General features: G+C 59.2%; 18 protein-coding genes. 10 read left to right on the top strand and 8 right to left on the bottom strand.

The features are described from left to right. Positions 1-122: 122 nt before the first annotated feature. The 3 genes from ngg to mnmC form a co-directional block, all read right to left on the bottom strand. Positions 123-1,871: an N-acetylglutaminylglutamine synthetase gene (gene ngg / locus KGB25_RS06495; protein WP_223434633.1), complete on the bottom strand. Its 1,749-nt coding sequence runs from the start codon at positions 1,869-1,871 to the stop codon at positions 123-125. Positions 1,872-1,874: 3 nt separating this feature from the next. Continuing rightward, positions 1,875-3,647, bottom strand: coding sequence for an N-acetylglutaminylglutamine amidotransferase (locus KGB25_RS06490; RefSeq protein WP_223434632.1), 1,773 nt, complete (start codon positions 3,645-3,647; stop codon positions 1,875-1,877). Between the two features lie 176 nt (positions 3,648-3,823). Beyond that, positions 3,824-5,803, bottom strand: a complete 1,980-nt coding sequence (gene mnmC, locus KGB25_RS06485) for a bifunctional tRNA (5-methylaminomethyl-2-thiouridine)(34)-methyltransferase MnmD/FAD-dependent 5-carboxymethylaminomethyl-2-thiouridine(34) oxidoreductase MnmC (RefSeq protein WP_223434631.1) — start codon at positions 5,801-5,803, stop codon at positions 3,824-3,826. Positions 5,804-5,963: 160 nt separating this feature from the next. On the opposite strand from mnmC, the gene pap reads away from it, so the two are divergent. Both pap and KGB25_RS06475 read left to right on the top strand, forming a co-directional pair. After that, positions 5,964-7,487, top strand: a complete 1,524-nt coding sequence (gene pap, locus KGB25_RS06480) for a polyphosphate:AMP phosphotransferase (RefSeq protein ID WP_008035689.1) — start codon at positions 5,964-5,966, stop codon at positions 7,485-7,487. Between the two features lie 101 nt (positions 7,488-7,588). Further along, positions 7,589-8,773 carry a thiolase family protein gene (locus tag KGB25_RS06475; RefSeq protein ID WP_192419308.1) on the top strand — a complete coding sequence of 395 codons (1,185 nt, stop codon included), beginning with the start codon at positions 7,589-7,591 and terminating at the stop codon, positions 8,771-8,773. A gap of 138 nt (positions 8,774-8,911) precedes the next feature. Here the strand turns inward: KGB25_RS06475 and KGB25_RS06470 are convergent, their stop codons facing one another. Beyond that, a complete protein-coding gene (locus KGB25_RS06470) occupies positions 8,912-9,106 on the bottom strand; it encodes a DUF6316 family protein (RefSeq protein WP_192227883.1) in 195 nt (64 codons plus the stop codon). A gap of 210 nt (positions 9,107-9,316) precedes the next feature. Here KGB25_RS06470 and KGB25_RS06465 point away from each other — a divergent pair, with 210 nt between their 5' ends. Further along, the gene (locus KGB25_RS06465) at positions 9,317-10,276 is read left to right on the top strand and encodes a DMT family transporter (protein ID WP_008035685.1); all 960 of its coding nucleotides are present in this window, start codon (positions 9,317-9,319) and stop codon (positions 10,274-10,276) included. Between the two features lie 144 nt (positions 10,277-10,420). Here the strand turns inward: KGB25_RS06465 and KGB25_RS06460 are convergent, their stop codons facing one another. Beyond that, positions 10,421-11,815, bottom strand: a complete 1,395-nt coding sequence (locus KGB25_RS06460) for a class II fumarate hydratase (protein WP_032829261.1) — start codon at positions 11,813-11,815, stop codon at positions 10,421-10,423. A gap of 192 nt (positions 11,816-12,007) precedes the next feature. On the opposite strand from KGB25_RS06460, the gene KGB25_RS06455 reads away from it, so the two are divergent. The 5 genes from KGB25_RS06455 (at position 12,008) to KGB25_RS06435 (ending at position 16,425) form a co-directional block, all read left to right on the top strand. Further along, positions 12,008-12,538, top strand: a complete 531-nt coding sequence (locus KGB25_RS06455) for a DUF2059 domain-containing protein (RefSeq protein WP_008035681.1) — start codon at positions 12,008-12,010, stop codon at positions 12,536-12,538. A gap of 12 nt (positions 12,539-12,550) precedes the next feature. Continuing rightward, on the top strand, positions 12,551-12,847 hold the full coding sequence (locus tag KGB25_RS06450) for a BolA family protein (protein ID WP_008035680.1): 297 nt from the start codon (positions 12,551-12,553) through the stop codon (positions 12,845-12,847). A 184-nt stretch (positions 12,848-13,031) separates the two neighbouring features. Beyond that, entirely contained in the window at positions 13,032-13,973 is a 942-nt protein-coding gene (locus KGB25_RS06445) for a rhodanese-related sulfurtransferase (protein ID WP_008035679.1), read from the top strand. A gap of 3 nt (positions 13,974-13,976) precedes the next feature. Beyond that, a complete protein-coding gene (locus KGB25_RS06440; RefSeq protein WP_008035678.1) occupies positions 13,977-14,615 on the top strand; it encodes a DsbA family protein in 639 nt (212 codons plus the stop codon). Continuing rightward, positions 14,608-16,425, top strand: a complete 1,818-nt coding sequence (locus tag KGB25_RS06435; protein ID WP_008040921.1) for an ABC transporter ATP-binding protein — start codon at positions 14,608-14,610, stop codon at positions 16,423-16,425. The genes KGB25_RS06440 and KGB25_RS06435 overlap by 8 nt, the downstream gene beginning before the upstream one ends. Positions 16,426-16,439: 14 nt before the next feature. Here KGB25_RS06435 and KGB25_RS06430 read toward each other — a convergent pair whose 3' ends face one another. Next, positions 16,440-21,101 (bottom strand): deaminase domain-containing protein, encoded by a 4,662-nt coding sequence (locus KGB25_RS06430; RefSeq protein WP_223434630.1) that lies wholly within the window; start codon positions 21,099-21,101, stop codon positions 16,440-16,442. 290 nt (positions 21,102-21,391) lie between these two features. Between KGB25_RS06430 and KGB25_RS06425 the strand changes: the two genes are divergently transcribed. Then, positions 21,392-23,851 carry an EAL domain-containing protein gene (locus KGB25_RS06425; RefSeq protein WP_008040916.1) on the top strand — a complete coding sequence of 820 codons (2,460 nt, stop codon included), beginning with the start codon at positions 21,392-21,394 and terminating at the stop codon, positions 23,849-23,851. Between the two features lie 78 nt (positions 23,852-23,929). Then, positions 23,930-24,691, top strand: a complete 762-nt coding sequence (locus KGB25_RS06420; RefSeq protein WP_008040915.1) for a TenA family transcriptional regulator — start codon at positions 23,930-23,932, stop codon at positions 24,689-24,691. 78 nt (positions 24,692-24,769) lie between these two features. Here the strand turns inward: KGB25_RS06420 and sugE are convergent, their stop codons facing one another. Together sugE and KGB25_RS06410 are read right to left on the bottom strand one after the other, a co-directional pair. Continuing rightward, a complete protein-coding gene (sugE, locus tag KGB25_RS06415; protein WP_008035664.1) occupies positions 24,770-25,084 on the bottom strand; it encodes a quaternary ammonium compound efflux SMR transporter SugE in 315 nt (104 codons plus the stop codon). A 119-nt stretch (positions 25,085-25,203) separates the two neighbouring features. Then, positions 25,204-26,169, bottom strand: coding sequence for a bile acid:sodium symporter family protein (locus tag KGB25_RS06410; RefSeq protein WP_008035661.1), 966 nt, complete (start codon positions 26,167-26,169; stop codon positions 25,204-25,206). Positions 26,170-26,269 lie beyond the last annotated feature (100 nt).

Below are 26,269 nucleotides of genomic sequence, written 5' to 3'. Positions count from 1 at the left end.
GGCCGTCTTCGCGGGCAAGCCTCGCTCCTACAGGGAATAGCGTCGTGAGCGATATTCCAAACGACGCAAAACCTGTAGGAGCGAGGCTTGCCCGCGAAGGCGCCAACCCAGGCACCACATCACTAAGAGACCGCCGGCTGACTATGCGGAAACAACAGATCCACAAACCGCTCGGCCGTCGGCTGCGGCTCATGGTTGGCCAGGCCGGCGCGTTCATTGGCTTCGATAAACACGTATTGCGCCTGATCCGCCGCCGGCACCATCAGGTCGAGCCCGACCATCGGAATATCCAGCGCCCGCGCCGCGCGCACGGCGGCCTCCGCCAGCGTGGGATGCAGGATCGCCGTGACATCTTCAAGCACACCGCCGGTATGAAGATTCGCCGTACGCCGTACGAACAAATGTTCACCCGCCGGCAGAATGCTGCTGTAGTCGTAACCCGCTGCCTGCAACGTGCGTTCGGTCTCGTGGTCCAGCGGGATTTTGCTTTCACCGCTGGTGGCCGCCTGTCGACGCCGACTCTGGGCGTCAATCAGCGCACCGATGGAATGCTGCCCGTCGCCCACCACTTCGGCCGGCCGGCGAATCGCCGCCGCCACCACCTCAAACCCGATCACCAGAATCCGCAGGTCGAGGCCTTCGTGAAAGCTTTCCAGTAGCACGCGGCTGTCGAACTGACGGGCTGATTCGATGGCTTGCTGGACGTCTTCGATGGTCCGCAGATCCACCGCCACCCCTTGACCCTGTTCGCCATCCAGCGGCTTGACCACCACCCGCTCGTGTTCGTCGAGAAACGCCAGGTTGTCATCGGCGTTGCCCGCCAGTTGCTGGCTCGGCAGATTCAGACCGGCCGCCTTCAACACTTTGTGCGTCAGGCTTTTGTCCTGGCACAGGCTCATGCTGATGGCGCTGGTCAGGTCACTCAGCGACTCGCGGCAACGTACTCGCCGTCCGCCGTGGCTGAGGGTAAACATCCCGGCCTCGGCATCATCGACCTGCACATCAATGCCGCGACGATGGGCTTCCTCGACGATGATCCGCGCGTAGGGGTTGAACTCGGCCTCAGGACCGGGGCCGAGAAACAACGGTTGGTTAATGCCGTTCTTGCGCTTGATCGCAAAGGTCGACAGGTTGCGAAAACCGAGCTTGGCGTAAAGACTTTTCGCCTGGCGATTGTCGTGCAGCACGGACAGGTCCAGGTAACTCAGGCCACGGCTCATGAAGTGTTCGATCAAATGCCGTACCAGCACTTCACCGACGCCGGGCCGCGAACAGTGCGGATCGACTGCCAGGCACCAGAGGCTGCTGCCGTTTTCCGGATCGTTGAACGCCTTGTGATGATTGAGGCCCATGACACTGCCGATCACCGCGCCGCTGTCCTCGTCTTCGGCCAGCCAGTACACCGGGCCGCCCAGATGACGCGGGGTCAGCAGACGGGCGTCGATCGGCAACATGCCACGCGCCTGATACAACTGATTGATCGCCTGCCAGTCGGCATCGCCTTGCGCACGACGAATGCGAAAGCCGCGAAACACGCGGGTTGCCTGTCGGTAATCGCTGAACCACAAGCGCAAGGTGTCCGACGGATCGAGAAACAACTGGGCCGGCTCCAGCCCCAGCACTTGCTGGGGCGCGGCGACATAGAGGGCGATGTCCCGTTCGCCCGGTTGCTCATTGAGCAACTCCTGGGCGAGGCTTGCCGGGTCGGGGAACGTATGGCCGATCAACAACCGGCCCCAGCCGCAATGCACGGCAATCGGCGCGGTACCGAGTTCACTGCCGTCTTCAGCCAGACGCGCCTGCAAGCGTTCGTAGGAGGGCGCCTGACCGCGCAACAAGCGTTGGCTGTACGCCGTGGCGTGAGGTTTCATCGATCAGATTCCTTGTTCACTGAGCCACAGGTTCAGCGCCGCCAATTGCCACAGCTTCGAGCCGCGCAACGGGGTCAACTGGCCTTGTGGATCGGTCAGCAAACGGTCGAGCATCGCCGGGTTGAACAGGCCACGATCCTGGCTCGGGTCCAGCAGCAATTCGCGCACCCAGTTCAGCGTGTCGCCCTGCAAATGCTTGAGACCCGGCACCGGGAAGTAACCCTTTTTACGGTCGATGACTTCGCTCGGAATCACCAGTCGCGCTGCTTCTTTCAGCACTTGCTTGCCGCCGTCCGGCAGTTTGAATTTGCCCGGCACCCGGGCTGACAATTCCACCAGGCGATAGTCGAGAAACGGCGTGCGCGCTTCCAGACCCCAGGCCATGGTCATGTTGTCGACGCGTTTGACCGGGTCGTCCACCAGCATCACCGTGCTGTCCAGACGCAAGGCTTTGTCCACCGCCGCATCGGCACCAGGCTGTGCGAAATGTTCCTTCACGAAGTCGCCGGCGGCGTCATTCGCGGTCAGCCATTTCGGCTGTACGGTGGCGGCGTAATCCTCGTAGCTGCGATCGAAAAACGCATCGCGGTACGCCGCGTACGGATCGGCCGCACCATCGACCTGCGGATACCAGTGATACCCGGCGAACAATTCGTCCGCCCCCTGGCCGCTTTGCACCACTTTGCAATGCTTGGCCACTTCGCGGGACAACAGATAGAACGCGATGCAGTCATGGCTGACCATCGGCTCGCTCATCGAGCGGAAGGCGGCGGGCAGTTGCTCGATGATCTCTTGTTCGTCGATGCGCAGTTGATGATGTTGGGTGCCGTAATGCCTGGCGATCAGGTCCGAATACTGGAACTCGTCACCGCGCTCGCCACCGGCATCCTGGAAACCGATGGAGAAGGTCGACAGGTTTTCCACGCCGACCTCCCGCAACAGACCGACGAGCATGCTGGAATCGACACCGCCCGACAGCAACACGCCGACGTCCACCGCTGCCCGTTGACGAATCGCCACCGCATCGCGGGTGCTGTCGAGTACGCGGTCGCGCCAGTCTTCGAGGGTCAGATTTTTCTCATCCTCGTGTGGGCCGTAGGGCAGGGTCCACCAGGTTTTCTGCTCGGTGGTGCCGTCCGCTTCGATGCGCATCCAGGTGGCGGGCGGCAGCTTTTCGATGCCGGCCAGCAAGGTGCGCGGCGCCGGGACCACCGCGTGGAAGTTCAGATAATGATTGAGCGCCACCGGATCGAGGATCGGGTTGATATCGCCGCCCTTGAGCAACGCGGGCAATGCCGAGGCAAAGCGCAGGCGCTGGCCGGTGCGCGACAGGTACAGCGGCTTCACGCCGAGACGGTCACGGGCGATGAACAGGCGCTTGGCGTCACGCTCCCAGATGGCGAAGGCAAACATGCCGTTGAGCTTGGGCAACAGCGCTTCGCCCCAGGCGTGGTAGCCCTTGAGCAGCACTTCGGTGTCGCCGCCGGAATAGAAGGCGTAACCGAGGGATTCAAGTTCGGTACGCAGTTCGGGGAAGTTGTAGATCGCGCCGTTGAAGGCCAGGGACAGGCCCAGTTGATGGTCGACCATCGGCTGCGCCGAGCCGTCCGACAGGTCCATGATTTTCAGGCGACGATGACCAAGGGCAATCGGCCCCTGGCTGTGAAAGCCCCACGCGTCGGGGCCGCGAGGCGCCAGGTGATGAGTGATTCGTTCAATGGCTGCAAGGTCTGCAGGTTGATGATCAAAGCGTAACTCGCCAGCTAATCCGCACATAAAGTCCTTACCGGTTTTTCCGTTGGGGAGGGTCAATCGATACCGCGCCTAAAAGGCAGGTACTCAGAAACTGACCCGGTGGGATCGTGGGAGTTTTAGATCGATAAGTAATAAAGGTGCTGGGTGCGTGCCAAGGCTTTAAGTACAAAACCTGGTATGCCCGGCAACCAGGTGCCTCATTTGCCTCGAATCAATCGGCGCAAGGCGAAGCGGTTCGGATGACACGCCTCGGCCACGGCTCTTGGTAATGGCAGCGGTTCGTTATCCAGCCACGCGGCGAGCAATTCGCCTGACAACGGCGCGGTGATCAACCCTCGGGAACCGTGGCCGCTGTTGACATACAAACCGTCCAGCCATGGGCAAGGGATGTCCGGGGTTTGCCGGGCATCCTTGCTCAAGGCGCTGTAGGCATCGGCGAACGCCTGGCCGTCGGCCAGTGGGCCGACAATCGGCAAATAATCCGGGCTGGTGCAGCGAAACGCTGCACGGCCTTCAAGTGCATCAGGCTGCAATGCATTTGCGCCGAGTCGAGCGACCAGATCTACCGAGATTTCTTCGAGCATTTGCAGATTGCCTGCATGTTCGGCGGCGGTCGGGGTCAGGTCATCGGAGTTGAAATCAAAACTGGCGCCCAGGGTGTGTTCACCCAAACGAGCTGGCGCGACATAACCTTCGGCGCAGACGACGGTGCCCAGTGCCTGGCTTTCAGTCGTCTGTGGCAGGCGAGTGATTTGCCCACGAATGCGTTTGAGCGGCAGCTCGCTGCTGTAAGTGAAGCGCTTGATCTCGGCAGCGCCGGCCAGTATCACTACCGGGGCATCGGCCAGCACGGTTTCGCCATCCAGGGCTTGCCAGTGTCCGTGCGCTCGGCGCAACTCCAGCACATCGTGATGGGGCAAGATCTGTATGTTCGGGTGCGCCGCTTGCCATTGGCACAGGGCGGGCGGGTGCACCCAGCCGCCTTCGGGGAAGAACAGGCCACCCGATTGCAGCGCGATGCCGGCGCGGATTTCGGCCTGCGCTTGATCGAGCGTGTGCAGCAAGTCCTCGGGAAACGCTGCGGCCAATTGCGCCTGACGCTCCGCTTCCTTGGCATTGAAGGCCAGTTGCAGCACGCCGCAATCGTCCCAGTCGAGACCTCGATGCAACTGCTCAAGCAAGCGGCGGGTGTGGCCGAAGCCGCTGACGATCAATTGCGATAATGCGGTGCCATGGGCGGAAAGCTTGAGGTACAAAACCCCTTGAGGATTGCCCGAGGCTTCCTGCGCCAGTGCGCCGTGACGCTCCAGCAGACTGACTTGCCAACCCCGCGTCGCGAGGCTGGCGGCTGTCGCGCAACCGGCGAGGCCGGCGCCAATCACCAGGGCCCGACGTTCGCCGGTCAGGGGGGCCGGACGCGCAAACCACGGTTTTGCCATGACGGGCTTCGTGACCTCCTCAGGCCAACCGAGAAACACCCCGCGCAGGATTTCCCATTTGTGGCCGATGCCGGGCGTGCGTTTCATCTTGAAGCCTGCGGCATTCAACAGACGACGTACCCAACCGGTGCTGGTGAAGGTGCTGATCGTCGAGCCGGGCGCCGCGAGTCGGGCCAGCTCGACAAACAGTTCGGCGGTCCACATGTCGGGGTTTTTCGCCGGGGCGAAACCGTCGAGAAACCAGGCATCGATCTGCGCGTCCAGCTGTGGCAACTGTTCCAGCACATCGCCGATCAGCAGCGTCAGGGTGATGCGTCCGTGGTCCAGGATCAGGCGCTGGAAACCTTGATGGATCGCCACGTATTGCGCCAACAGTTGATCGGCAAACGGCTTGAGTTCCGGCCACAAGGCCAGCGCCCGCTGCAGGTCGGGCAGGCTCAGCGGGTACTTTTCGACACTGACAAAATGTAACCGCGCACCGGCCACCGCGTGCTGCTCGAACAACTGCCAGGCGCACAGGAAATTCAACCCGGTACCAAAACCGGTCTCGCCAATCACCAGTTTTCCGTCCACCGGCAATGCCGCGAAACGCTCACGCAACGCGTTCTGTTCGAGGAAGACGTAACGGGTTTCGTCCAGCCCGGACAGGTTGGAAAAATACACATCATCGAACACCCGCGAGCGCGGGAGACCTTGGTCGTCCCAGTCGAGCTGGGCGTGGGGCAGTACAGGTTTCATGGCAGGCTCGGCAACGGCAAGGCGACCATTCTAGCCGATCGCCGAGTCGCTGCTTGATCCATGGCAACGTCCGGATCTGGCCAGGCAGTGAAAATGGGATTTCTCCCACGCAGGGGAGGTCAATCCGCTAGTCTTGTTCAATCCTGGAAGGAGCCGCCCCATGTTCGAATCTGCTGAAATCGGTCACGTCATCGACAAAGAAACCTATGAAGCCGAAGTGCCGGCGCTGCGTGAAGCGTTGCTCGAGGCGCAGTTCGAACTTCAGCAGCAAAAACGCTTTCCGGTGATCATTTTGATCAACGGCATCGAAGGTGCCGGCAAGGGCGAGACCGTGAAGCTGCTCAACGAGTGGATGGACCCGCGCCTGATCGAGGTCCGCACGTTCGATCAGCAGACCGACGAAGAACTGGCGCGACCACCGGCCTGGCGCTACTGGCGGATGCTTCCGGCCAAGGGCCGCATGGGCATCTTCTTTGGTAACTGGTACAGCCAGATGTTGCAGGCCCGGGTTCATGGCGTGATCAAGGAACCCCGGTTCGATCAGAGCATCAACGGTGCCGAACGCCTGGAAAAGATGTTGTGTGACGAAGGCGCGTTGATCTTCAAGTTCTGGTTCCACCTTTCCAAGAAGCAAATGAAGGACCGCCTCAAGGCCCTGGCCGACGACCCGCTGCACAGCTGGCGCATCAGCCCGCTGGACTGGCAGCAATCGGAGACTTACGACAAGTTCGTCAAGTATGGCGAGCGCATTCTGCGCCGCACCAGCCGCGACTATGCGCCGTGGCATGTGATCGCCGGGATGGACCCGCGCTATCGGAGCCTGGCGGTCGGCAAGATTCTGCTTGAAGGCCTGCAAGGCGCGTTGAAAAGGCCGAAGATTCACCCGGATAAAGTCAGCGCCGCGCCATTGGCCAGCAGTGTCGATCTGGTGAACCTGCTCGACAGCCTCGACCTGAACCAACACCTGGAAAAGGAAGACTACGAAGAGCAACTGATCACCGAGCAGGCGCGTTTTTCCGGCTTGATGCGTGACAAACGCATGCGCCGCCACGCCTTGATCGCCGTGTTCGAAGGCAACGACGCGGCCGGCAAGGGCGGGGCGATCCGCCGGGTGGCCGCCGCGCTCGATCCTCGGCAATACAGCATCGTGCCGATTGCTGCGCCCACCGAAGAGGAGCGGGCGCATCCGTACCTGTGGCGATTCTGGCGACATATTCCGGCACGGGCCAAATTCACCGTTTTCGACCGTTCATGGTATGGCCGGGTGCTGGTGGAGCGTATCGAAGGCTTTTGCAGCCCGGCCGACTGGCTGCGCGCCTACGGTGAAATCAACGACTTCGAAGAGCAGATCGCCGATGCCGGAGTGATCGTGGTCAAGTTCTGGCTGGCCATCGACAAACAGACGCAACTGGAGCGCTTCGAAGAGCGCGAACAGATCCCCTTCAAGCGCTTCAAAATCACCGAAGACGACTGGCGCAATCGGGATAAGTGGGAGGCCTATCGCGCCGCGGTCGGCGACATGGTCGACCGTACCAGCACCGAAATTTCCCCCTGGACGCTGGTGGAAGCCAACGACAAGCGCTGGGCCCGGGTCAAGGTTTTGCGCACGCTCAACCAGGCGCTGGAAGCGGCGTTCGAAAAGTCCGACAAGCATGAAAAGAAACTGAAAAAGCCCAAGACTTGAACCGATGGTGACGCATACGCGGGGTGAATGATTGTCGCGACCGGTCACGGCTGGACTTATGCTCGATCCACTCTCAACCGACAACAATAATGAGGTATGCCATGCGTGAAGTGGTGATCGTCGACAGCGTGCGGACCGGCCTGGCCAAGTCCTTTCGCGGCAAGTTCAACCAGACCCGTCCGGACGACATGGCGGCCCACTGCGTCAATGCACTGCTGGCGCGCTCGGGCATCGACCCGGCCAGCGTCGAGGATTGCATCGTCGGCGCCGGCTCCAACGAAGGCGCCCAGGGCTACAACATCGGTCGCAACGTCGCGGTGCTGTCGCGCCTGGGCACCGGCACCGCCGGCATGACCCTCAACCGTTTCTGCTCATCGGGCTTGCAGGCGATTGCCATCGCTGCCAACCAGATCGCTTCGGGCTGCAGCGACATCATCGTCGCCGGTGGTGTCGAATCCATCAGCCTGACCATGAAAAGCGTCAACACCGACAACCTGATCAACCCGCTGCTGAAAGAGCAGGTGCCGGGCATCTACTTCCCCATGGGCCAGACCGCCGAAATCGTTGCGCGTCGTTACAACGTCAGCCGCGAAGAACAGGATCTGTACGCCCTGCAAAGTCAGCAGCGCACCGCTCAGGCGCAGGCCGCCGGGTTGTTCGACGACGAAATCGTGCCAATGGCGGTGAAATATCGGGTTGAAGACAAGGCCACCGGGCAGGTGCAGATCCTCGATGGCGTCGTTGACCGCGACGACTGCAACCGTCCGGACACGACCCTGGAAAGTCTGGCGGGGTTGAAGCCGGTGTTTGCCGAAGACGGTTCGGTGACGGCGGGCAACTCGTCGCAGCTGTCCGACGGTGCGTCCATGACCCTGGTGATGAGCCTGGAGAAAGCGCTGGAACTGGGGTTGAAGCCGAAGGCGTTCTTCCGTGGTTTCACCGTGGCGGGCTGCGAACCGGATGAAATGGGCATCGGCCCGGTGTTTTCGGTGCCGAAGCTGCTCAAGGCCAAGGGTTTGCAGGTGGCCGACATTGACCTGTGGGAACTCAACGAAGCGTTCGCCTCGCAATGCCTGTACAGCCGCAACCGGCTGGGGATCGATAACGAGAAGTACAACGTCAATGGCGGCTCGATTTCCATCGGTCACCCGTTCGGCATGACCGGGTCGCGTCAGGTCGGGCATCTTGTGCGTGAGTTGCAGCGACGTAAATTGCGCTACGGCATCGTCACCATGTGCGTGGGTGGCGGGATGGGCGCGACCGGGTTGTTTGAAGCGGTGCGTTAAGCGCATAACGTTTGTGGCGAATGTTACATCGCCTTCGCGAGCAAGCCCGCTCCCACAATGTTCTGGGGTATTCACAAATTATGTGATCGCCACAAAACCTTGTGGGAGCGGGCTTGCCCGCGAAGGCAGCGCTTCGGTCTATCGACGGGCGCTCAAAAGCTGCATCCGCGCGATGTAAGCCTCAATCTCCCGCGCAGCCGCCTCCGGGTTTTCAAACGGCCCCTCCAGGGTGTTTTCCCGGGTACTGAAATACAACTCTCCATTCACCCGACACATCCGGTCACTGCGAAAGTGCACGGCGGGGGCGTTGTCCTGGGCGCGCATGCCGTACATCGCGGTCTCCTGAAGGGGGCTGCTGTTGGCGGATCCAATGAGCTTATGCATGAACCACTTGCAACGCCTGGCCAGCCGATCAGCGGCACATCGCCAATTTATTGCTGCGACCCGCACAGTTTCATTTGCGTCCGGCAGCCAACTGTCCCTGTGTACCAGGCACCGCTGAGCCTAGAATGACGGCTCTTGCCATCTGGCTTTGAGGTACGCATGCACATTTCATCGGGGCGCTGGGTTTATGGTTTGTTCCTGGCCTTGTTGACTGCATTTTTGTGGGGAATCCTGCCGATCAAACTCAAGCAAGTGCTGCTGGTGATGGACCCGGTCACGGTGACCTGGTTTCGCCTGATGGTGTCCGGCGGCTGCCTGTTCATTTATCTGGCAGCGACCCGACGCCTGCCGAGCCGCAAAGTGCTCGGCCCGCGCGGTGGCTGGCTGGTGGTGATGGCGGTGCTCGGTCTGGTGGGCAACTACATCCTGTACTTGATGGGCTTGAATCTGCTCAGCCCTGGCACGGCGCAATTGGTGGTGCAGATGGGCCCGATCATGTTGCTGATCGCCAGCCTGTTTGTGTTCAAGGAACGCTTCAGCGTGGGGCAGGGGATTGGCCTGCTGGTGTTGCTGATCGGTTTCGGACTGTTTTTCAACCAGCGTCTGGTTGAGTTGTTCACCTCGCTGAGCGACTACACGGCGGGTGTGCTGCTGGTGTTGTTGGCGTCCACGGTCTGGACGTTCTATGCGCTTGGGCAGAAGCAGTTGCTGACGGTGTGGAATTCGTTGCAGGTGATGATGGTGATTTACCTGTTCTGCGGGTTGTTGCTGACCCCGTGGGTGCACCCGCTGGAAGCGCTGCAACTGAATCCGCTGCAAGGCTGGCTGTTGCTGGCCTGCTGCATGAACACCCTGATTGCGTATGGCGCATTTGCCGAAGCGCTGGCGCACTGGGAAGCCTCGCGGGTGAGTGCGACGCTGGCGATCACGCCGTTGGTGACGTTCGCGGCGGTGGCCATGGCGGCCTGGTTGTGGCCGGAGTATGTGCATGCCGAAACGATCAATGGCCTGGGGTATGGCGGGGCGGTGCTGGTGGTGCTGGGGTCGGCGCTGGTGGCGTTGGGGCCTTCGTTGATTGCGGGGCTCAAGGCGCGGAAGGTTCGGATGGCGGCCAGTTAGACCGCGTTATCGTTCTTCGCGGGCAAGCCTCGCTCCTACAGGTTTTGTGTCGTTCACAGATATAGTGATCGACACAAACCTTGTAGGAGCGAGCGGGCGGCGATCCGACTTGCCCGCGAAGACTGACTAACAGTCACCGCATACTCAGCCCTTGGCCCCAGCCTCCAGCATATTCTCCGGCCGCACCCACGCATCAAACTGTTCATCGGTCAGATACCCCAACTGCAACGCCGCCTCCCGCAACGTCAGCCCTTCGGCATAGGCCTTCTTGGCAATTTCCGCCGACTTGTCGTAACCGATATGCGGGTTCAGCGCCGTCACCAGCATCAGCCCACGCTCCAGATGCTCGGCCATTTTCTCTGCATCCGGCTCCAGGCCGGCAATGCAATGCTGCTGGAAGTTGCTGCAGCCATCGCCCAGCAATCGGATCGATTGCAGCAGGTTGTGGATGATCACCGGTTTGAACACGTTCAGTTGCAGATGCCCCTGACTCGCGGCGAAGCCGATGGCCACGTCGTTGCCCAACACCTGGCATGCGAGCATCGACAGGGCTTCGCACTGAGTCGGGTTGACCTTGCCGGGCATGATCGAACTGCCGGGTTCGTTGGCCGGCAATTTCACTTCGGCGAAACCGGCACGTGGCCCGGAACCCAGCAAGCGCAGGTCGTTGGCGATTTTCATCAGGGTCACGGCGAGGGTTTTCAGTGCGCCGGACAGCGTGGTCAGCGGTTCATGCCCTGCCAATGCGGCGAATTTGTTCGGTGCGGTGACAAACGGCAGGCCCGAGAGCGCAGCCAGCTCGGAGGCAATCGCTTCGCCAAAACCGTGCGGCGAATTCAGCCCGGTGCCGACGGCGGTGCCGCCCTGGGCCAGTTCACACACATCGGGCAGGGCGCTGCGGATCGCCCGTTCGGCGTAATCCAGTTGCGCGATGTAAGCCGAGAGTTCCTGGCCGAAGGTGATCGGCGTCGCATCCATCATGTGGGTGCGGCCGGTCTTCACCAGCTTCATGTGTCGCGCGGACAGCTCGGCCAGACCGCCCGACAGTTCGCTGATCGCCGGCAGCAAATGGTTTTGCACCGCCTGCGCGGCGGCGATGTGCATCGCGGTGGGGAAGCAGTCGTTGGAGCTCTGCGAGCGGTTGACGTGATCGTTGGGGTGCACCGGCACCTTGCCGCCACGCGGGTTGCCGGCCAGTTCGTTGGCGCGCCCGGCGATCACTTCGTTGACGTTCATGTTGCTCTGGGTGCCGCTGCCGGTCTGCCAGACCACCAGCGGGAACTGGTCGTCGTGTTTGCCGTCGAGCACTTCGTCGGCGGCCTGTTCGATCAGCCGGGCGATGTCGGCGGGCAGATCGCCGTTGCGGTCATTGACCCGCGCCGCGGCTTTCTTGATCAGCGCCAGCCCATGCAGCACCGCCAGCGGCATGCGCTCGTTGCCGATGGCGAAGTTAATCAGCGAGCGTTGCGTCTGAGCGCCCCAGTAGGCCTCATCCGGCACTTCCACCTGGCCAAGGCTGTCGGTTTCGATACGGCTCATCATGCACACTCCTGTCAGTCTGATAGCGCAGTTTAGGCCGTGATCGCCGGCCGTGGTTCCATCGGTCAGTATTTTGACCATTCAACCCCTCTAATTCAGGCACGACAAGGCTTGGGGTTGAGCGACACACTTTTTTAGGCGCAGAATGGACGCCCTTGGGGTTTTACCTCGCCTGCTAGAAAAGGAAACTCGATGACTCGTCTTCGTGCCATCTGTACCGCGGTTGCACTGGTTTGCGCCAGCGGCCCTGTTTTTGCCGATACCGCCAGCCACAACGCCAGTGCCGAAGCTTTCCTGACCCTGGCGCACGCTGACAAATTGGGCACTCCGGTGTACATGCAAGTGCAGCAAATGTTCGCTCAGCGCTTTGAACAGACCAAAGCCCCTGAATCGAAAAAAGCCTTGCTGGAAACCTACCAGGCCAAAGCCAACGCCGCTCTGGACCAAGCCATTGGCTGGAACAAGCTGAAGCCGGACATGGTCAAGCTGTACACCTCCAACTTCAGCGAATCCGAGCTGAAAGACCTGGTCGCGTTCTACCAGTCGCCACTGGGCAAGAAAGTCCTGGAAAAAATGCCGCAGCTGACCCAGCAATCGGCCCAGATGACCCAGGCCAAGCTCGAAAGCGCCGTGCCAGTGGTCAACAAGCTGTTGGCTGACATGACCAACGAGCTGGACCCTAAGGCTAACGCCGCTGCACCTGCTGCCAAGAAAAAGCCTTAAGCGGAGTTCGGTATGACCATGCAACAACGCATCGAATCGACGCTGGGCCTGTTACAGCCCGAGCACCTGCAAGTGCTGGATGAAAGCCATATGCACAGTCGTGGGTTGCAGACCCATTACAAGGCCGTGGTGGTCAGCCAGCAGTTCGAAGGGCTCAACCGCGTCAAGCGTCACCAGAAAGTCTACGGCACGCTCGGCGAGCTGATGGGCGAGTTCCATGCGTTGGCGCTGCATACCTACACGCCTGAGGAATGGGCACAGATCGACACGGCTCCGGCCTCGCCGACCTGTGCTGGCGGCTCGCATTGATGTCCCGCCCCTTGTAGGAGCCGGCTCGCCGGCGATGGCGTCCTCGAGATTGCCATCGCCGGCAAGCCGGCTCCTACAGAGGAGCGTTTATTTTTGCTAGAATCCGCAACGCGCCGCTTACCCGGCGCGTTTTTTTTCGCATCCGGTTCACCCCTTACGAGGGTAGCCACCTGGAGAATCACCCATGACACAACAGATTGTCGTGGCGGCACTGTATAAGTTCGTCACCCTGGAAAACTACGTCGACCTGCGCGAGCCGCTGCTGCAGGCCATGGTCGACAACGGCATCAAAGGCACGCTGCTGATCGCCGAAGAAGGCATCAACGGCACCGTGTCCGGCAGCCGTGAAGGCATCGACGGGCTGATGGCCTGGCTCAAGAACGACCCGCGCATGGACGACATCGACCACAAAGAGTCGTACTGCGATGATCAGCCGTTCTATCGCACCAAAGTCAAACTCAAGAAAGAAATCGTCACCCTCGGCGTCGAAGGCGTGGACCCGAACAAAAAGGTCGGCACCTACGTTGATCCAGAGAACTGGAACGCGCTGATCAGCGATCCGGAAGTACTGTTGATCGACACCCGCAACGATTACGAAGTCTCGATCGGCACCTTCGAAGGCGCCATCGATCCGAAAACCACCAGTTTTCGCGAATTCCCCGACTACATCAAAGCCAACTTCGACCCGGCCGTGCACAAGAAAGTCGCGATGTTCTGCACCGGCGGCATCCGTTGTGAAAAGGCTTCGAGCTACATGCTCAGCCAGGGTTTCGATGAGGTCTACCACCTCAAGGGCGGCATCCTGAAGTACCTCGAAGAGGTGCCGCAGGAAGAAACCAAGTGGCAGGGCGACTGCTTCGTGTTCGATAACCGCGTGACCGTTCGTCATGACCTCAGTGAAGGTGACTACGATCAATGTCACGCCTGTCGTACACCGGTTAGTGTTGAAGACCGCGCGTCCGAGCACTATGTGGCGGGCATCAGCTGCCCGCATTGCTGGGATAAGCTGAGCGAGAAGACCCGTCGCAGTGCCATCGATCGGCAGAAGCAGATCGAACTGGCCAAGGCTCGCAACATGCCGCACCCGATCGGCTACAACTACAAGCAAACCCCTTCCGAGGCTTGAACCATGTCTGCACGCCGCCTGCTCTATGTGATGGACCCGATGTGTTCCTGGTGCTGGGGCTTTGCGCCGGTGGCCAATGCGTTGGTCGAGCAGGCGCAGGCGGCGGGTGTGGACGTGCATTTGATTGTGGGCGGCTTGCGCACCGGCAGTGGTTCGGCGCTGGAGCCGACCACCCGGCGCTACATTCTTGAACATTGGCAGGCGGTCACCGAGGCCACCGGTCAACCGTTCAAAATCGAAGGTGCATTGCCCGACGGCTTTGTGTACGACACCGAGCCGGCCTGTCGGGCGTTGGTGACGGCGCGCAGCCTGGCGCCGGATTGCGCGTGGAAACTGCTTGGTCTGATCCAGCATGCGTTTTACGCAGAAGGGCGCGATGTCACCCACGCCAGTGTGCTGGTGGAACTGGCGGAGCAAGCCGGTTTGCCGCGCATCGAGTTCGCAGCCGCGTTCGATCGCGCCGATCAACATGCCGCGACTGCGGCCGATTTCACTTGGGTGCAGGACCTCGGCATCGCCGGTTTCCCCACCTTGCTGGCAGAACGTGATGGTCAATTGGCGTTGTTGACCAATGGCTATCAGCCTCTCAGCGTATTGTCACCGCTGCTCGGCCGCTGGCTGGAGCGCGCTGCCTGTGCATGATCTGCCTGACGACGCCCCAACCGCTGCACGTGTCGACCGTCTGAGCTGGGCGGAAATCCGCCGCCTGGCCCTGCATCACAAGAAATCCCTGTGGATCGCCAACGGCGTGGCCGTGCTGGCGACGTTGTGCAGCGTGCCGATTCCCTTGCTCTTGCCCTTGCTGGTGGACGAAGTGCTGCTGGGCCATGGCGACGCCGCGCTGAAAGTCATGAACCACGCACTGCCCGAAGGCTGGCAGAAAGCGGCGGGGTACATCGGCCTGATGCTGCTGGTGACCTTGTTGCTGCGCTGCGGTGCCTTGTTGTTCAACGTGGTGCAGGCCAAGTTGTTCGCGGCACTGGCCAAAGACATCGTGTACCGCATCCGCCTGCGGCTGATCGAGCGCCTCAAGCGCATCTCGCTGGGTGAATACGAAAGCCTGGGCAGCGGCACGGTGACCACGCACCTGGTTACTGACCTGGACACGGTGGACAAATTCGTCGGCGAAACCCTCAGCCGTTTCCTCGTGGCCATGCTGACCCTGATCGGCACCGCGAGCATCCTGATCTGGATGCACTGGAAGCTGGCGCTGCTGATCATGCTGTTCAACCCGCTGGTTATCTATGCCACGGTGCTGCTGGGCAAGCGGGTCAAGCACCTGAAGAAACTCGAGAACGACAGCACCTCGCGATTCACTCAAGCGTTGACCGAAACCCTCGATGCCATTCAGGAAGTGCGCGCCGGCAACCGTCAGGGTTTTTTCCTCGGGCGCCTCGGCCAACGTGCGCGGGAAGTGCGCGATTACGCGGTGAACTCCCAGTGGAAAACCGATGCCTCGAACCGGGCCAGCGGTTTGCTGTTCCAGTTCGGTATCGATATTTTCCGCGCCGCGGCGATGCTCACCGTGTTGTTTTCCGACCTGTCCATCGGCCAGATGCTCGCGGTGTTCAGTTACTTGTGGTTCATGATCGGTCCGGTGGAACAGCTGCTGAATCTGCAATACGCCTACTACGCCGCCGGTGGTGCGCTGTCCCGAATCAATGAGTTGTTGGCAAGGGCCGATGAGCCTGAGTACCCGGGCGGGGTCGATCCGTTCAACGGTCGCGAAACCGTGGGTATCGAAGTCCAGGGATTGAGTTTCGGTTACGGTGACGAACTGGTGTTGAACCAGATGAACCTGTCCATCGCTCCCGGTGAAAAAGTCGCGATTGTCGGCGCCAGCGGCGGCGGCAAAAGTACGTTGGTGCAATTGCTGCTGGGCCTTTACACGCCCCTGGCCGGAACCATTCGCTTCGGCGGTTCGACCCAGCAGGACATCGGCCTGGAAACGGTGCGTGAAAACGTTGCGGTGGTCCTGCAACACCCGGCGCTGTTCAACGACACCATCCGCGCCAACCTGACCATGGGCCGTGAGCGCAGTGACGAAGCCTGCTGGCAGGCGCTGGAAATTGCGCAGCTGCACAACACGGTTCGGGAATTGCCCAACGGCCTGGACAGCATCGTCGGACGCTCCGGCGTGCGCTTGTCCGGCGGTCAGCGCCAACGCCTGGCGATTGCACGGATGGTGTTGGCCGAACCGAAAGTGGTGATCCTCGACGAGGCCACTTCAGCGCTGGATGCCGCCACCGAATACAACCTGCACCAGGCACTGGCGCGGTTCCTGAGCCACCGCACCACGCTGATCATTGCGCACCGATTGTCCGCCGTAAAACAGGCCGACCGGGTTCTGGTATTCGACGGCGGGCAAATTGCCGAGGATGGCGACCATCAGCAACTGATTGCCGAGGGTGGTTTGTACGCCAAGCTGTACGGGCATTTGCAGCAGCACTGATCAGTGTTGCGCGGCTACTTCCAGATCACGTTCAAGGCCTCCGGACTGCCGTCATAACCGAATTGCTTCATGACGATTGAACACGAATCGCAAGGCGCCATGGTCGTGGCTATCGTGATGGACTCAAGCTCCTGAGAGTTCGGATATTTCTGGCGTATGACGCTGATGAGTTTGCTCTCGGTGTCCAGTGAAGTAGGGCGTTGGGTGAGTGCGGGCGTATACGTCTCGATGTTGTCGATCGTGTGCGGAATCGCTCGCAACTTGCCAGAAGCGGAGACGTTCAGCGATGTCTGTGGGAAGTTGGCACCGTGATCGATGTTGAAGTAACTCGTACCTTCGTCGATCACCTCTTTCGAGCCTCTGTTTCTCTCAAACAATGGCAGGTAAGCGGTGTCACCCTGCCTGCCGGAAACGCTGACATAAACCTCCCGAATGCCCTGTCTTGTCTTGATTTCAGCGAATGCAACATTGCGCAGTTTGCCCAATTCACTGTTATGAATGGCGCTGATGCGTTGCTGTAGTTCCAACATGACGCCATCGATTTTCAACGCCTTGGGCCCACCCCGAACCGACGATTCCAGGGTGATAACGGTTCTCTGAAACAGTGTATTGAATACTTGCGCTGTCGTTTCACGGACACTTTCCGGAGCATTCCTGGACGCTGACCAGGTCGTTGCACCATCGGTGGAGTGCCTGACGATCATTCGGGTCGAGTGATCGAACAGCACGGCCTCGCCGGGGCTGGTATCGACCTTGATCAGCCTGAGTGTATCGGGCGGATTGGCATGGCCGCCGATAGGTATGGCGATGTTGTCCATCGCCCTCATGGCGCGCTCAACGAGAGTCACACCGTAAATCCTCGCCATGTTGTTGGCATTCAACGAGCCGGTGTACACCACCATCAACTCGCGCCGCAGTTCGGCGGGCAAGGTTGACGCTTGCTTGAAAGTCAGTGCGTTACGCAGGCTTTGCCCTTTTGCCAGTTCGGCAACGTAAAAATCCCCCGCATCAAGACGTGTGAAAACATACCGTTTCGAACCGTCTACGGAGTCCACGATGACGGCTCCGGAGTGGAAGGTATCGGTCACACCTTTTTCGGTCACGTTGACTTTGACACGCCCGTAAATGCCTTTGCGGAATTCCATCGTCGCGTCGAGTGTTGTGTGAGTGGCCAACGAAACCTTCGTCAGGGGGGCGCCCGCAGTGCCTGGTGTGTAAATGCTGTCGCCAAACCAGGTGGCCCATCCCTTGGTTTCATCGAAGGTGCCAACCGCGGGTGTCGGGGCCGGGTCTCGCTTCACATAGCGAGTCGTGCACACATCTGCTCCCGGGGCGCGTCTCGGTCGGCAAGGTATCGACTTCAGCGAATCACTCGCGTCAATCAAGTCTGCACGGCGTAGCGTGTCACCCTCCAGCCGGTACGGCACGTCATCGATGAACAGCGTGGTTCGGCCGTCCACTTCAAGCACTTCTCGTACGTGGCGTGTCTTGGCTAGCTCCACAACCGATTGCTGGTTGCGGCTTTCCAGGGTGCTGTAGTGCGATTGCCCGGGAGAGAAGTCACTGGCGCGGGTGGTCAACGACGGGCCATAGGGCTTGGAGGACAATGGATCGATCAGGCGCAAGTCGGTCTTGCCAGAGGTGCCGATGTTGTGAATTGGCACATCATCTATGCCTTTGATGCTGGCTAGCTGATCTCCCAGCGTTGCAGGCTTCCAGCGTCCGGCATCACTCAACTGAGGCAAGCTGCGCACGTACTCGTAGTAGCGGATTTTCCCCACGAGTTCGTTAAATTCGAACGTGACGGTTTTATAAATGTATCGCACCGATTTGCCCAAGCCTTTGAGCAGCGCGGGAATAATCTCAAGCGGATTCAACGCTCGCAGTGTCGATACCAGCAGTGTTTTTGTCAGCGTTGAAAATGAAGGGAGCGTTGCGCGTGTGGCCAGTTGGCCCGCGTTACTGATCAGTCTGATCGAACCCGTGGCGAATTTGCCAATGGGGATCACGAACGAAATTACATCGAAAAACAGGCCGACTATTCCCAGGGCGATGCGATTCTTATCGCCTGACATCACGTCTTCGACAGGGCCCCAGAACGGTACAAACAACTTGGCGATCTTGAATATCTTTCTACGTTGAGCTTCTTCGAGTTCAAACCTGGTCTGACCCTTCGCAAAGGTGCGCAACGCTTGCGGGTCAACAAACAGGAGTTCGGTCGCAATGTGTCGGCTGATCGCCAGTGAGCGGCTGGACGACAGGGTCAATGGGGCGCGTTGATGATGCTCTGTGATCTCGGAACTTGCGCTGAACGCTGGCGGCAGCTGATCGATGATTGCCTCGCAGAAGGCCGTTGCCTTGGGCAGGGTGCCATTCGAATGCGCGTCCCAGTCGAAGGGTAAATGCCTGTCGCGGATGACATCGACATAGGCCCCATTGGAGGTGGTTGCCATCGCGCCGATCCGGGGAATCAACAACGTCGCATCAAAATTTTCGAGGCGACGTATTACCCCTGCTTTCGGGAGAAGTTCGTAAAAAGTGCTGACGGAAACGGCGGCTTCGTCCCCGATGGGCTCGTTTGTTTGAGTCGCTTGCAGGATTACGCCGTTGCGCGCTCTGAGCGGCAACGTAATTTCGGGCGTTTCGTCTTTGGCGGCGACTTTGCGGGTTTCTTTGCGCAGGCTGTAAATCTTGACTTCACCCACCTCCAGCGCCAGGCGGTCGGCATAGGGGAGTGAGGTTAACAGCGTTCTGATCAATGTCTGGTAGGCCGTCGTGATCGATTCCAAATGCCGCTTGAACGCAGCGTCAAACAGCGCAGGGACATCGGGGATTTTGGTAAACGGTGACAGGACTGGCCGAAGGCGGCCTTCCCAGTTGATGCCGGGAACAGGCCATGGCGCTTCGGTTTTGACATACCGATCCTTGTCCATCCTGATCCATTGTTTGCTCAAGGTCTCGCCGTCAGCCTCAGTCACAAACCATTTTTTCTGATCGTCGAACATGCCGGACGCCAAGACATCGGTGAACGAGTAGTACTTGTATTCCTTACCCCTGAGTGGCGGCGGGTCGCGAAAGCCGATCGAAGCCAACTCGTCATGCCTGGCCAGTTTGCGTCCATCGGTATTGAAGGCTTCGCTTCCGAACAGCGTTTGTATTTCAGCCTTGGCGATGGCCAGCCGTTTGGGTGGCTCTTCATTGATTCGGATAACCGCTTGATTGACCTCGTTCGAGTGTTTTTCCAGTTCGGAGCAGGCTCGTTCGATGTCGGCTTGCGTGTAATCCTTGAGGTCTTTTTGCGAAACGAAACCCTGGGTGACAGCCCAATCCAGGGTCGGAAGCAGCCTGGTGAGACTGAGGAGGTTCAATTCTTCCGTGGTTGCCACTTCGGCCCTGTGCATGGGCAAGTTGACCAACTGCTGGAAGCTCAGTCTGTCCAGCAATTCGGGGGAGACGGATTTGACGAAATTGACTCCGTTGAGGAAGTTGACCCAGACAGCCGTGCTCCGGTAAGCAAGATCTGCCGGAATGTCCCGGACACGAAACTCAAATGGGAACCGGGACAAAAACAATCGCGAAATGACCACTGCCTCTTTTTCCGACGATGCCAGTTTTGACGTGAGTAAATGGGATTCAAATGCCTCGCGGATTGCCTGGTAGCTCTTTCCCCAGTTCGAACGACTTCGCCAGTTGTACCCGGCGATCAAATCGCTGGAATCCAGGGTCTGTGCACAAAGCCAATACTGCAGCGCATTGGCTATCAGTCTGGTGCGGATGTAAGGCGAAGTCTCTTCACCGGTTTTTCCTCCGTACCAATCCATTGTCGTCAGTAAGGTGTTTCCTAGTTTTTGAGCCTCCGCGCTCTGCAGGATTTTTTCGAGGTATACACTCGGCGTCGCGCGCACTTGTTCAATCGTTGCAGTAGAAAGAACGTCCTTGGCAAGGTACGCCAGCGGTGAAGTAACGCTCTCCGGCAGAAATTGATTAACCGCATCGACTATTTCGCCGCGGACCTGGCCGCTATGGAGTAACTGCGTATCGACTGGAGTGCCAGGAAATGCTTGTTGGATAGTCGCGAACGTTTCCAGGTCCTTTTCTGTGGGAGGGGACTTCAGATCAAGGGCTTCAAACTCGTCCTCCAGTCTCAAACGATGGCTGGCGATCCTGTCCTGAACGACCTTTATCGTGACCTGAACTATTTGCGGGTCTCTCGACGTCAATGCAATACCGTAAAAGACGCACATTCTTTCTAAGCCAATGGTGCGGTTTGAATTCAACACTCCGCCCAGTAATGCTGCTGCCCGCTCAATCCGCAGTTTCAGCGGCTGCCATTTGGCGTGTTCGGTCAATTCCAGCGTGACTTTATGTCCTGTGTTCTTCCAGGCCTGATAGACATACTTGCCCTCCTTGAACGCAACGGACAGATCGCCGTGCTTTATTTCAAGTTTTGTGCACATATCGATGTAATCCCGATCGCGCAGCACTTGCCACAACGCTTTTAATCCATCTGCGCTCACCTTGGTGAGTGGTGAATAAGGTTTTAGTGGCAAGACGGGCCATAGAATGTTTACCGGTGTTTCGCGCAAGGCCGCGAGCAGAAGTTCGTAATCCTCCAGTTGGCCTGCATGTAACTCAGCCTCGGAGGGTGACGGTGGGTTTGAAGTGTTCGATTGCATGTAATTGCTTCTCTTGATTATCGGTTGATCTGCGCATCGCTCTGGTGCGATGGCGTCGTTGGCCGATTTCAAGCGAAAACAAACAGGAGAGAGCGGTACATAGTTAGGTGATGGCGGCTTTTCTCCAGGAACTGTGTCGCGAGGTGTGTCCGCCTCTCACTGAAAACCGTTATTTACCGGCACTTGCCCATAGAAAGGGCTTCTCGCTTGCCGGGATCGAGAACGCACCCTAGTCTAGCTGTAGCGATCACGTTGGATGATGATCTGGCAGTGCTAAAACAAGGGACCTCATGAATCAAACGCGGACTCTCGGAACGCCACGGTTGCTGGGCATTGTCTGGCCATTTATCGCTGTCGTGCTATTTCAGGCGCTGTTGGGCGGTTTCAGCCTGTATGTTTTGTCGGCGGTGCGCGGCTATGTTGCCGGCGAAAGCCTCTGGTCCAAGGGCCAGAAAGACGCCATCTATTACCTGAATCTCTACGCGGACAGTCGCGATGAGACGATATTCCTCAAATACCAGAACGCCATCGCCGTGCCTCAGGGGGGCCACGAGTTACGTTTGGCGCTGGACAATCAACCACCGAACATCGAAGCGGCACGCCAGGCGATCCTCAAGGGGGGCAACCATCCGGATGACGTCTCCAGCCTGATCTGGCTGTACCTCAATTTCCGCCACTTCTCTTACCTTGAGAAAGCCATCGACCTCTGGACGGTAGGGGATGCGTATCTGCTGCGCCTTGATAATGTTGCTCGGGAAATGCATCAGCGCATCACCTCCCGTCAGGCCACCAATGGCGATATCCAGCGCTGGAAAGATCAGATATTTGCGATCAACGATGAAGTGACGCCGGCGGCGAAGGCCTTCAGCGATGCCCTGGGTGAAGGCTCGCGGGTGATTCTGCGCCTGCTGCTGTTGACGAACCTCGCCACCGCCCTGGGCTTGATTGTCCTGGCCCTGATGCGCACGCACAAATTGCTCAAGCAGCGCCATGCGTTCGCCGACGCCTTGCAGTTGGAGAAGGAGCGCGCGCAGATCACCCTGCAATCGATTGGCGATGCTGTGATCACCACCAATGTCGACGGCGCGATTGCCTACATGAACCCGGCCGCCGAGGCGTTGACGCACTGGAAGGCCGAGCAGGCGACAGGCTTGCCCCTGGCCGCGCTGTTCAATCTGCTGGACGAGAATGCCCAGGCCGACGGCTTTACGTTGATCGAGCACATCCTGAGCGGTCAGCTCAGTGGTGGCAGCGAGCATTCCAAATTGATTCAACGGCTGGATGGCAGCACGGTTTCGGTCACACTGGTCGGTGCGCCGATCCGCAATGCCGGCAAGGTCAGCGGCACCGTGCTGGTGTTGCACGACATGACCCAGGAGCGGCAATACATTGCCAATTTGTCCTGGCAGGCGACCCATGACGCCCTGACCGGGCTGGCCAATCGCCGCGAATTCGAATATCGCCTGGAACAGGTGCTGCACAACCTGACGCGACATCCGGGGCGTCATGCCTTGATGTTTCTCGATCTGGACCAGTTCAAGCTGGTCAACGACACGTGCGGCCACGCGGCGGGGGACGAGTTGTTGCGGCACATCTGCGCGTTGCTGCAATCGGGCTTGCGCGAAGGCGATACCCTGGCCCGCCTGGGCGGCGACGAATTCGGCATCCTGCTGGAGAGTTGCGCACCGGAAGCCGCGGAGAAAATCGCCGAGGGCCTGCGCCAGACCGTGCAGAACCTGCACTTCGTCTGGAAAGGCCGGCCGTTCGTGACCACCGTGAGCATCGGCCTGGTACACATCAATCAGCACCCGACCACCCTCGAAACGTCGCTGCGCGCCGCCGATATGGCCTGTTACATGGCCAAGGAGAAGGGCCGCAACCGGGTTCAGGTCTATCACGCCGATGACTCGGAACTGTCCCTGCGCTTTGGCGAAATGGCTTGGGTGCAGCGCTTGCACATGGCGCTGGAAGAGGACCGCTTTTGTCTGTATGCCCAGGAAATCGCAGCCCTGGGTCATGTCGAAACAGGCGGCGGGCATATCGAAATCCTGTTGCGCCTGCATGACGAAGCCGGACGCATGATATTGCCCGACAGTTTTATTCCGGCGGCGGAACGTTATGGACTGATGACTTCGCTTGATCGTTGGGTTGTACAGAATGTTTTCAAGATCATTGCCCAATGTATATCGGAGAAACACAAAGGGCCGTTGGCGATGTGTGCGATTAATCTGTCAGGCACAACTATAGGAGATGAGGCGTTCCTGGACTTCCTGCGTCAACAGTTCATTACTTATTCCATACCGCCTGAAATGATTTGTTTTGAAATTACTGAAACCAGTGCTATTTCCAATCTTGGAAGTGCAATTAGATTTATTAATGAACTCAAAGGCTTAGGTTGCCACTTTTCGTTGGATGACTTTTGCGCCGGTATGTCCTCATTCGCCTACTTGAAACATTTGCCTGTAGACTTCCTGAAGATCGACGGGAGTTTCGTAAAGGATATGCTGGACGACCCGATTAACCGCGCCATGGTCGAAGTGATCAATCACATCGGCCATGTAATGGGTAAGCGTACGATTGCCGAGTTTGTTGAAACACCCCAGATTGAACAGGCATTGCTGGAAATCGGGGTGGATTACGCTCAAGGGTATGTGATTGAGCGCCCGCATTTGTTTACCTGCGATAGTTTACAAAGTCGTCCTGCCAGGCCTCAGCCGTTGTTGTTCAAGGCGCCTGGCACGTTCCGTTGAAATCTCTTGCTGATCCTTACAATCACAATCAAAAGGAACCCGACAGTGATCGATACATTCAACAGAACCGGACCCCTCATGGAAGCTGCAAGTTATCCCGCCTGGGCTCAGCAACTGATCCAGGACTGCAGCGAGAGTAAACGCCGGGTTGTCGAACACGAATTGTACAGGCGCATGCGAGATAACAAACTCAGCGCAAAGACCATGCGCAACTACCTTATTGGTGGTTGGCCCGTGGTTGAGCAATTCGCGTTATATATGGCACAGAACCTCACCAAGACCCGCTTTGCCCGCCATCCCGGCGAGGACATGGCGCGACGATGGTTGATGCGCAACATTCGTGTGGAATTGAACCATGCTGATTACTGGGTGCACTGGAGCCGTGCTCACGGTGTCAGCCTGGAAGAACTGCAGGCGCAAAAGGTGGCCCCTGAACTTCACGCCTTGAGTCATTGGTGCTGGCACACCAGTTCGGCGGACTCGCTGATCGTTGCCATTGCCGCCACCAACTACGCCATTGAAGGCGCGACCGGCGAGTGGTCGGCGCTGGTCTGTTCCAATGGCGTCTACGCGGCATCGTTCCCCGAAGAGGATCGCAAGCGAGCCATGAAGTGGCTGAAGATGCATGCCCAGTACGATGACGCCCATCCGTGGGAAGCGCTGGAAATCATCTGCACGCTGGCGGGGCTGAACCCGAGCAAGTCATTGCAGGCCCAATTGCGCGAGGCCGTGTGCAAAAGCTACGACTACATGTACCTGTTCCTGGAACGGTGCATCCAGCTTGAGCATGTGGAAAAGGCTCCGGTCGCGCGTGGGCGCATGGCGTTGGCCGAAAGCTGATCGGTCGGACTCACCATTGAAAAAGCCCGCGCCCTCTATCGATAGAGGGGCGGGCTTTGTCGTATTGGCCGCAAGCCGTCAGGCGCTGACTTTCAGTCCGATCAGCCCGGCAATGATCAAGGTTACGCTGGCCAGCCTGAACAGCGCCATCGATTCACCGAACAGGATGATCCCGGCGATGACCGTGCCGACGGCACCCACGCCGGTCCAGATCGCATAGGCAGTGCCCAGGGGCAATTCCTTCATCGCCAGCCCAAGCAGGCCAAGGCTGATGGCCATCGCGGCAATCGTCAACGCAGTAGGGAGAGGACGGCTGAAACCGTCGGTGTATTTCAGGCCGACAGCCCAGCCCACTTCGAACAGGCCGGCGAAAAACAGAATGATCCAGGACATGAGAGACCTCCATCGATTGACGGGGTCGTCCCCAGATTAATGACTCGATCGAGCCGCGAGGTCGTCCTCGCGTTGCGCAGTATGGTGCCCATCATTAACCCGGGGATCAAGTTTTCCGCTTACTCGGTCACTTGCCGAGCCGCGGTTTCCCGATCTTCTTTCTCGCTCATCCGGCGGAAATACGTCGAGAGCAGCGCCCCGGAAATGTTGTGCCACACACTGAACAACGCGCTCGGCACCGCCGCCAGCGGCGAGAAATGCGCACTGGCCAGCGCGGCGCCCAAACCGGAGTTCTGCATGCCAACCTCCAACGCCAGGGATTTACGCTGGGCCAGTGGCAACTTGAACAGCCGTCCGGTGAAGTACCCCAGCAGATAGCCGAAGCTGTTGTGCAGCATCACCACGGCCATGATCAGCAGGCCGGATTCGGCGATCTTCGCCTGGCTGGCCGCGACGACAGCCGTGACGATGATCACGATGCTGACAACGGAAACCAGCGGCAATACGTCCACTGCGTGGCGAACCCGATCCCCGAGCACGCGCTGAGCGACCACGCCGAGCACGATCGGCAGCAGCACCACTTGCAGGATCGACCAGAACAATTCCATGAAGGACACCGGCAACCAGGCCGATGCGAGCAGCCAGATCAGCGCGGGCGTCAGCAGTGGAGCGAGGAGGGTGGTGACGGCGGCGATGGCCACCGACAGCGCCAGGTCGCCACGGGCCAGCCAGGTCATGACGTTTGATGAGGTGCCGCTTGGGCAGCAACCGACCAGGATGACTCCGACGGCGATTTCCGGCGGCAGATGAAACACCTGGCAGAGCAACCACGCCACACCGGGCATGATCACGAAATGTGCAACCACGCCCAGCGCCACGCGCCACGGATGGCGAGCGACTTCGGCGAAGTCTTCGAGCTTGAGAGTCAGGCCCATACCGAACATCACCAGGCCCAGGAGCGGCACGATCGCGCCTTTCAGGCCGAGGAACCATGCCGGTTGCAGGAAAGCCACGACGGCGAAAATCAGAACCCAGTAAGCGAAGGTGTTGCCGACAAAGCGACTCAATGCAGCCAGTGCACGCATGGCCTGATCCTTATTTTAAGTAACACTGCAAAACAAATGTGGGAGCGGGCTTGCTCGCGAAAGCGGTGTTTCAACCAACACATGTTTTTTATGGAAAAGC

The sequence above is a fragment of the Pseudomonas sp. BF-RE-21 genome, assembly GCF_019947305.1.
Lineage (GTDB): Bacteria > Pseudomonadota > Gammaproteobacteria > Pseudomonadales > Pseudomonadaceae > Aquipseudomonas > Aquipseudomonas migulae.
The sequence above is the reverse complement of the archived record's forward strand: the minus strand, read 5'-3'. Positions and strand labels throughout refer to the sequence as shown.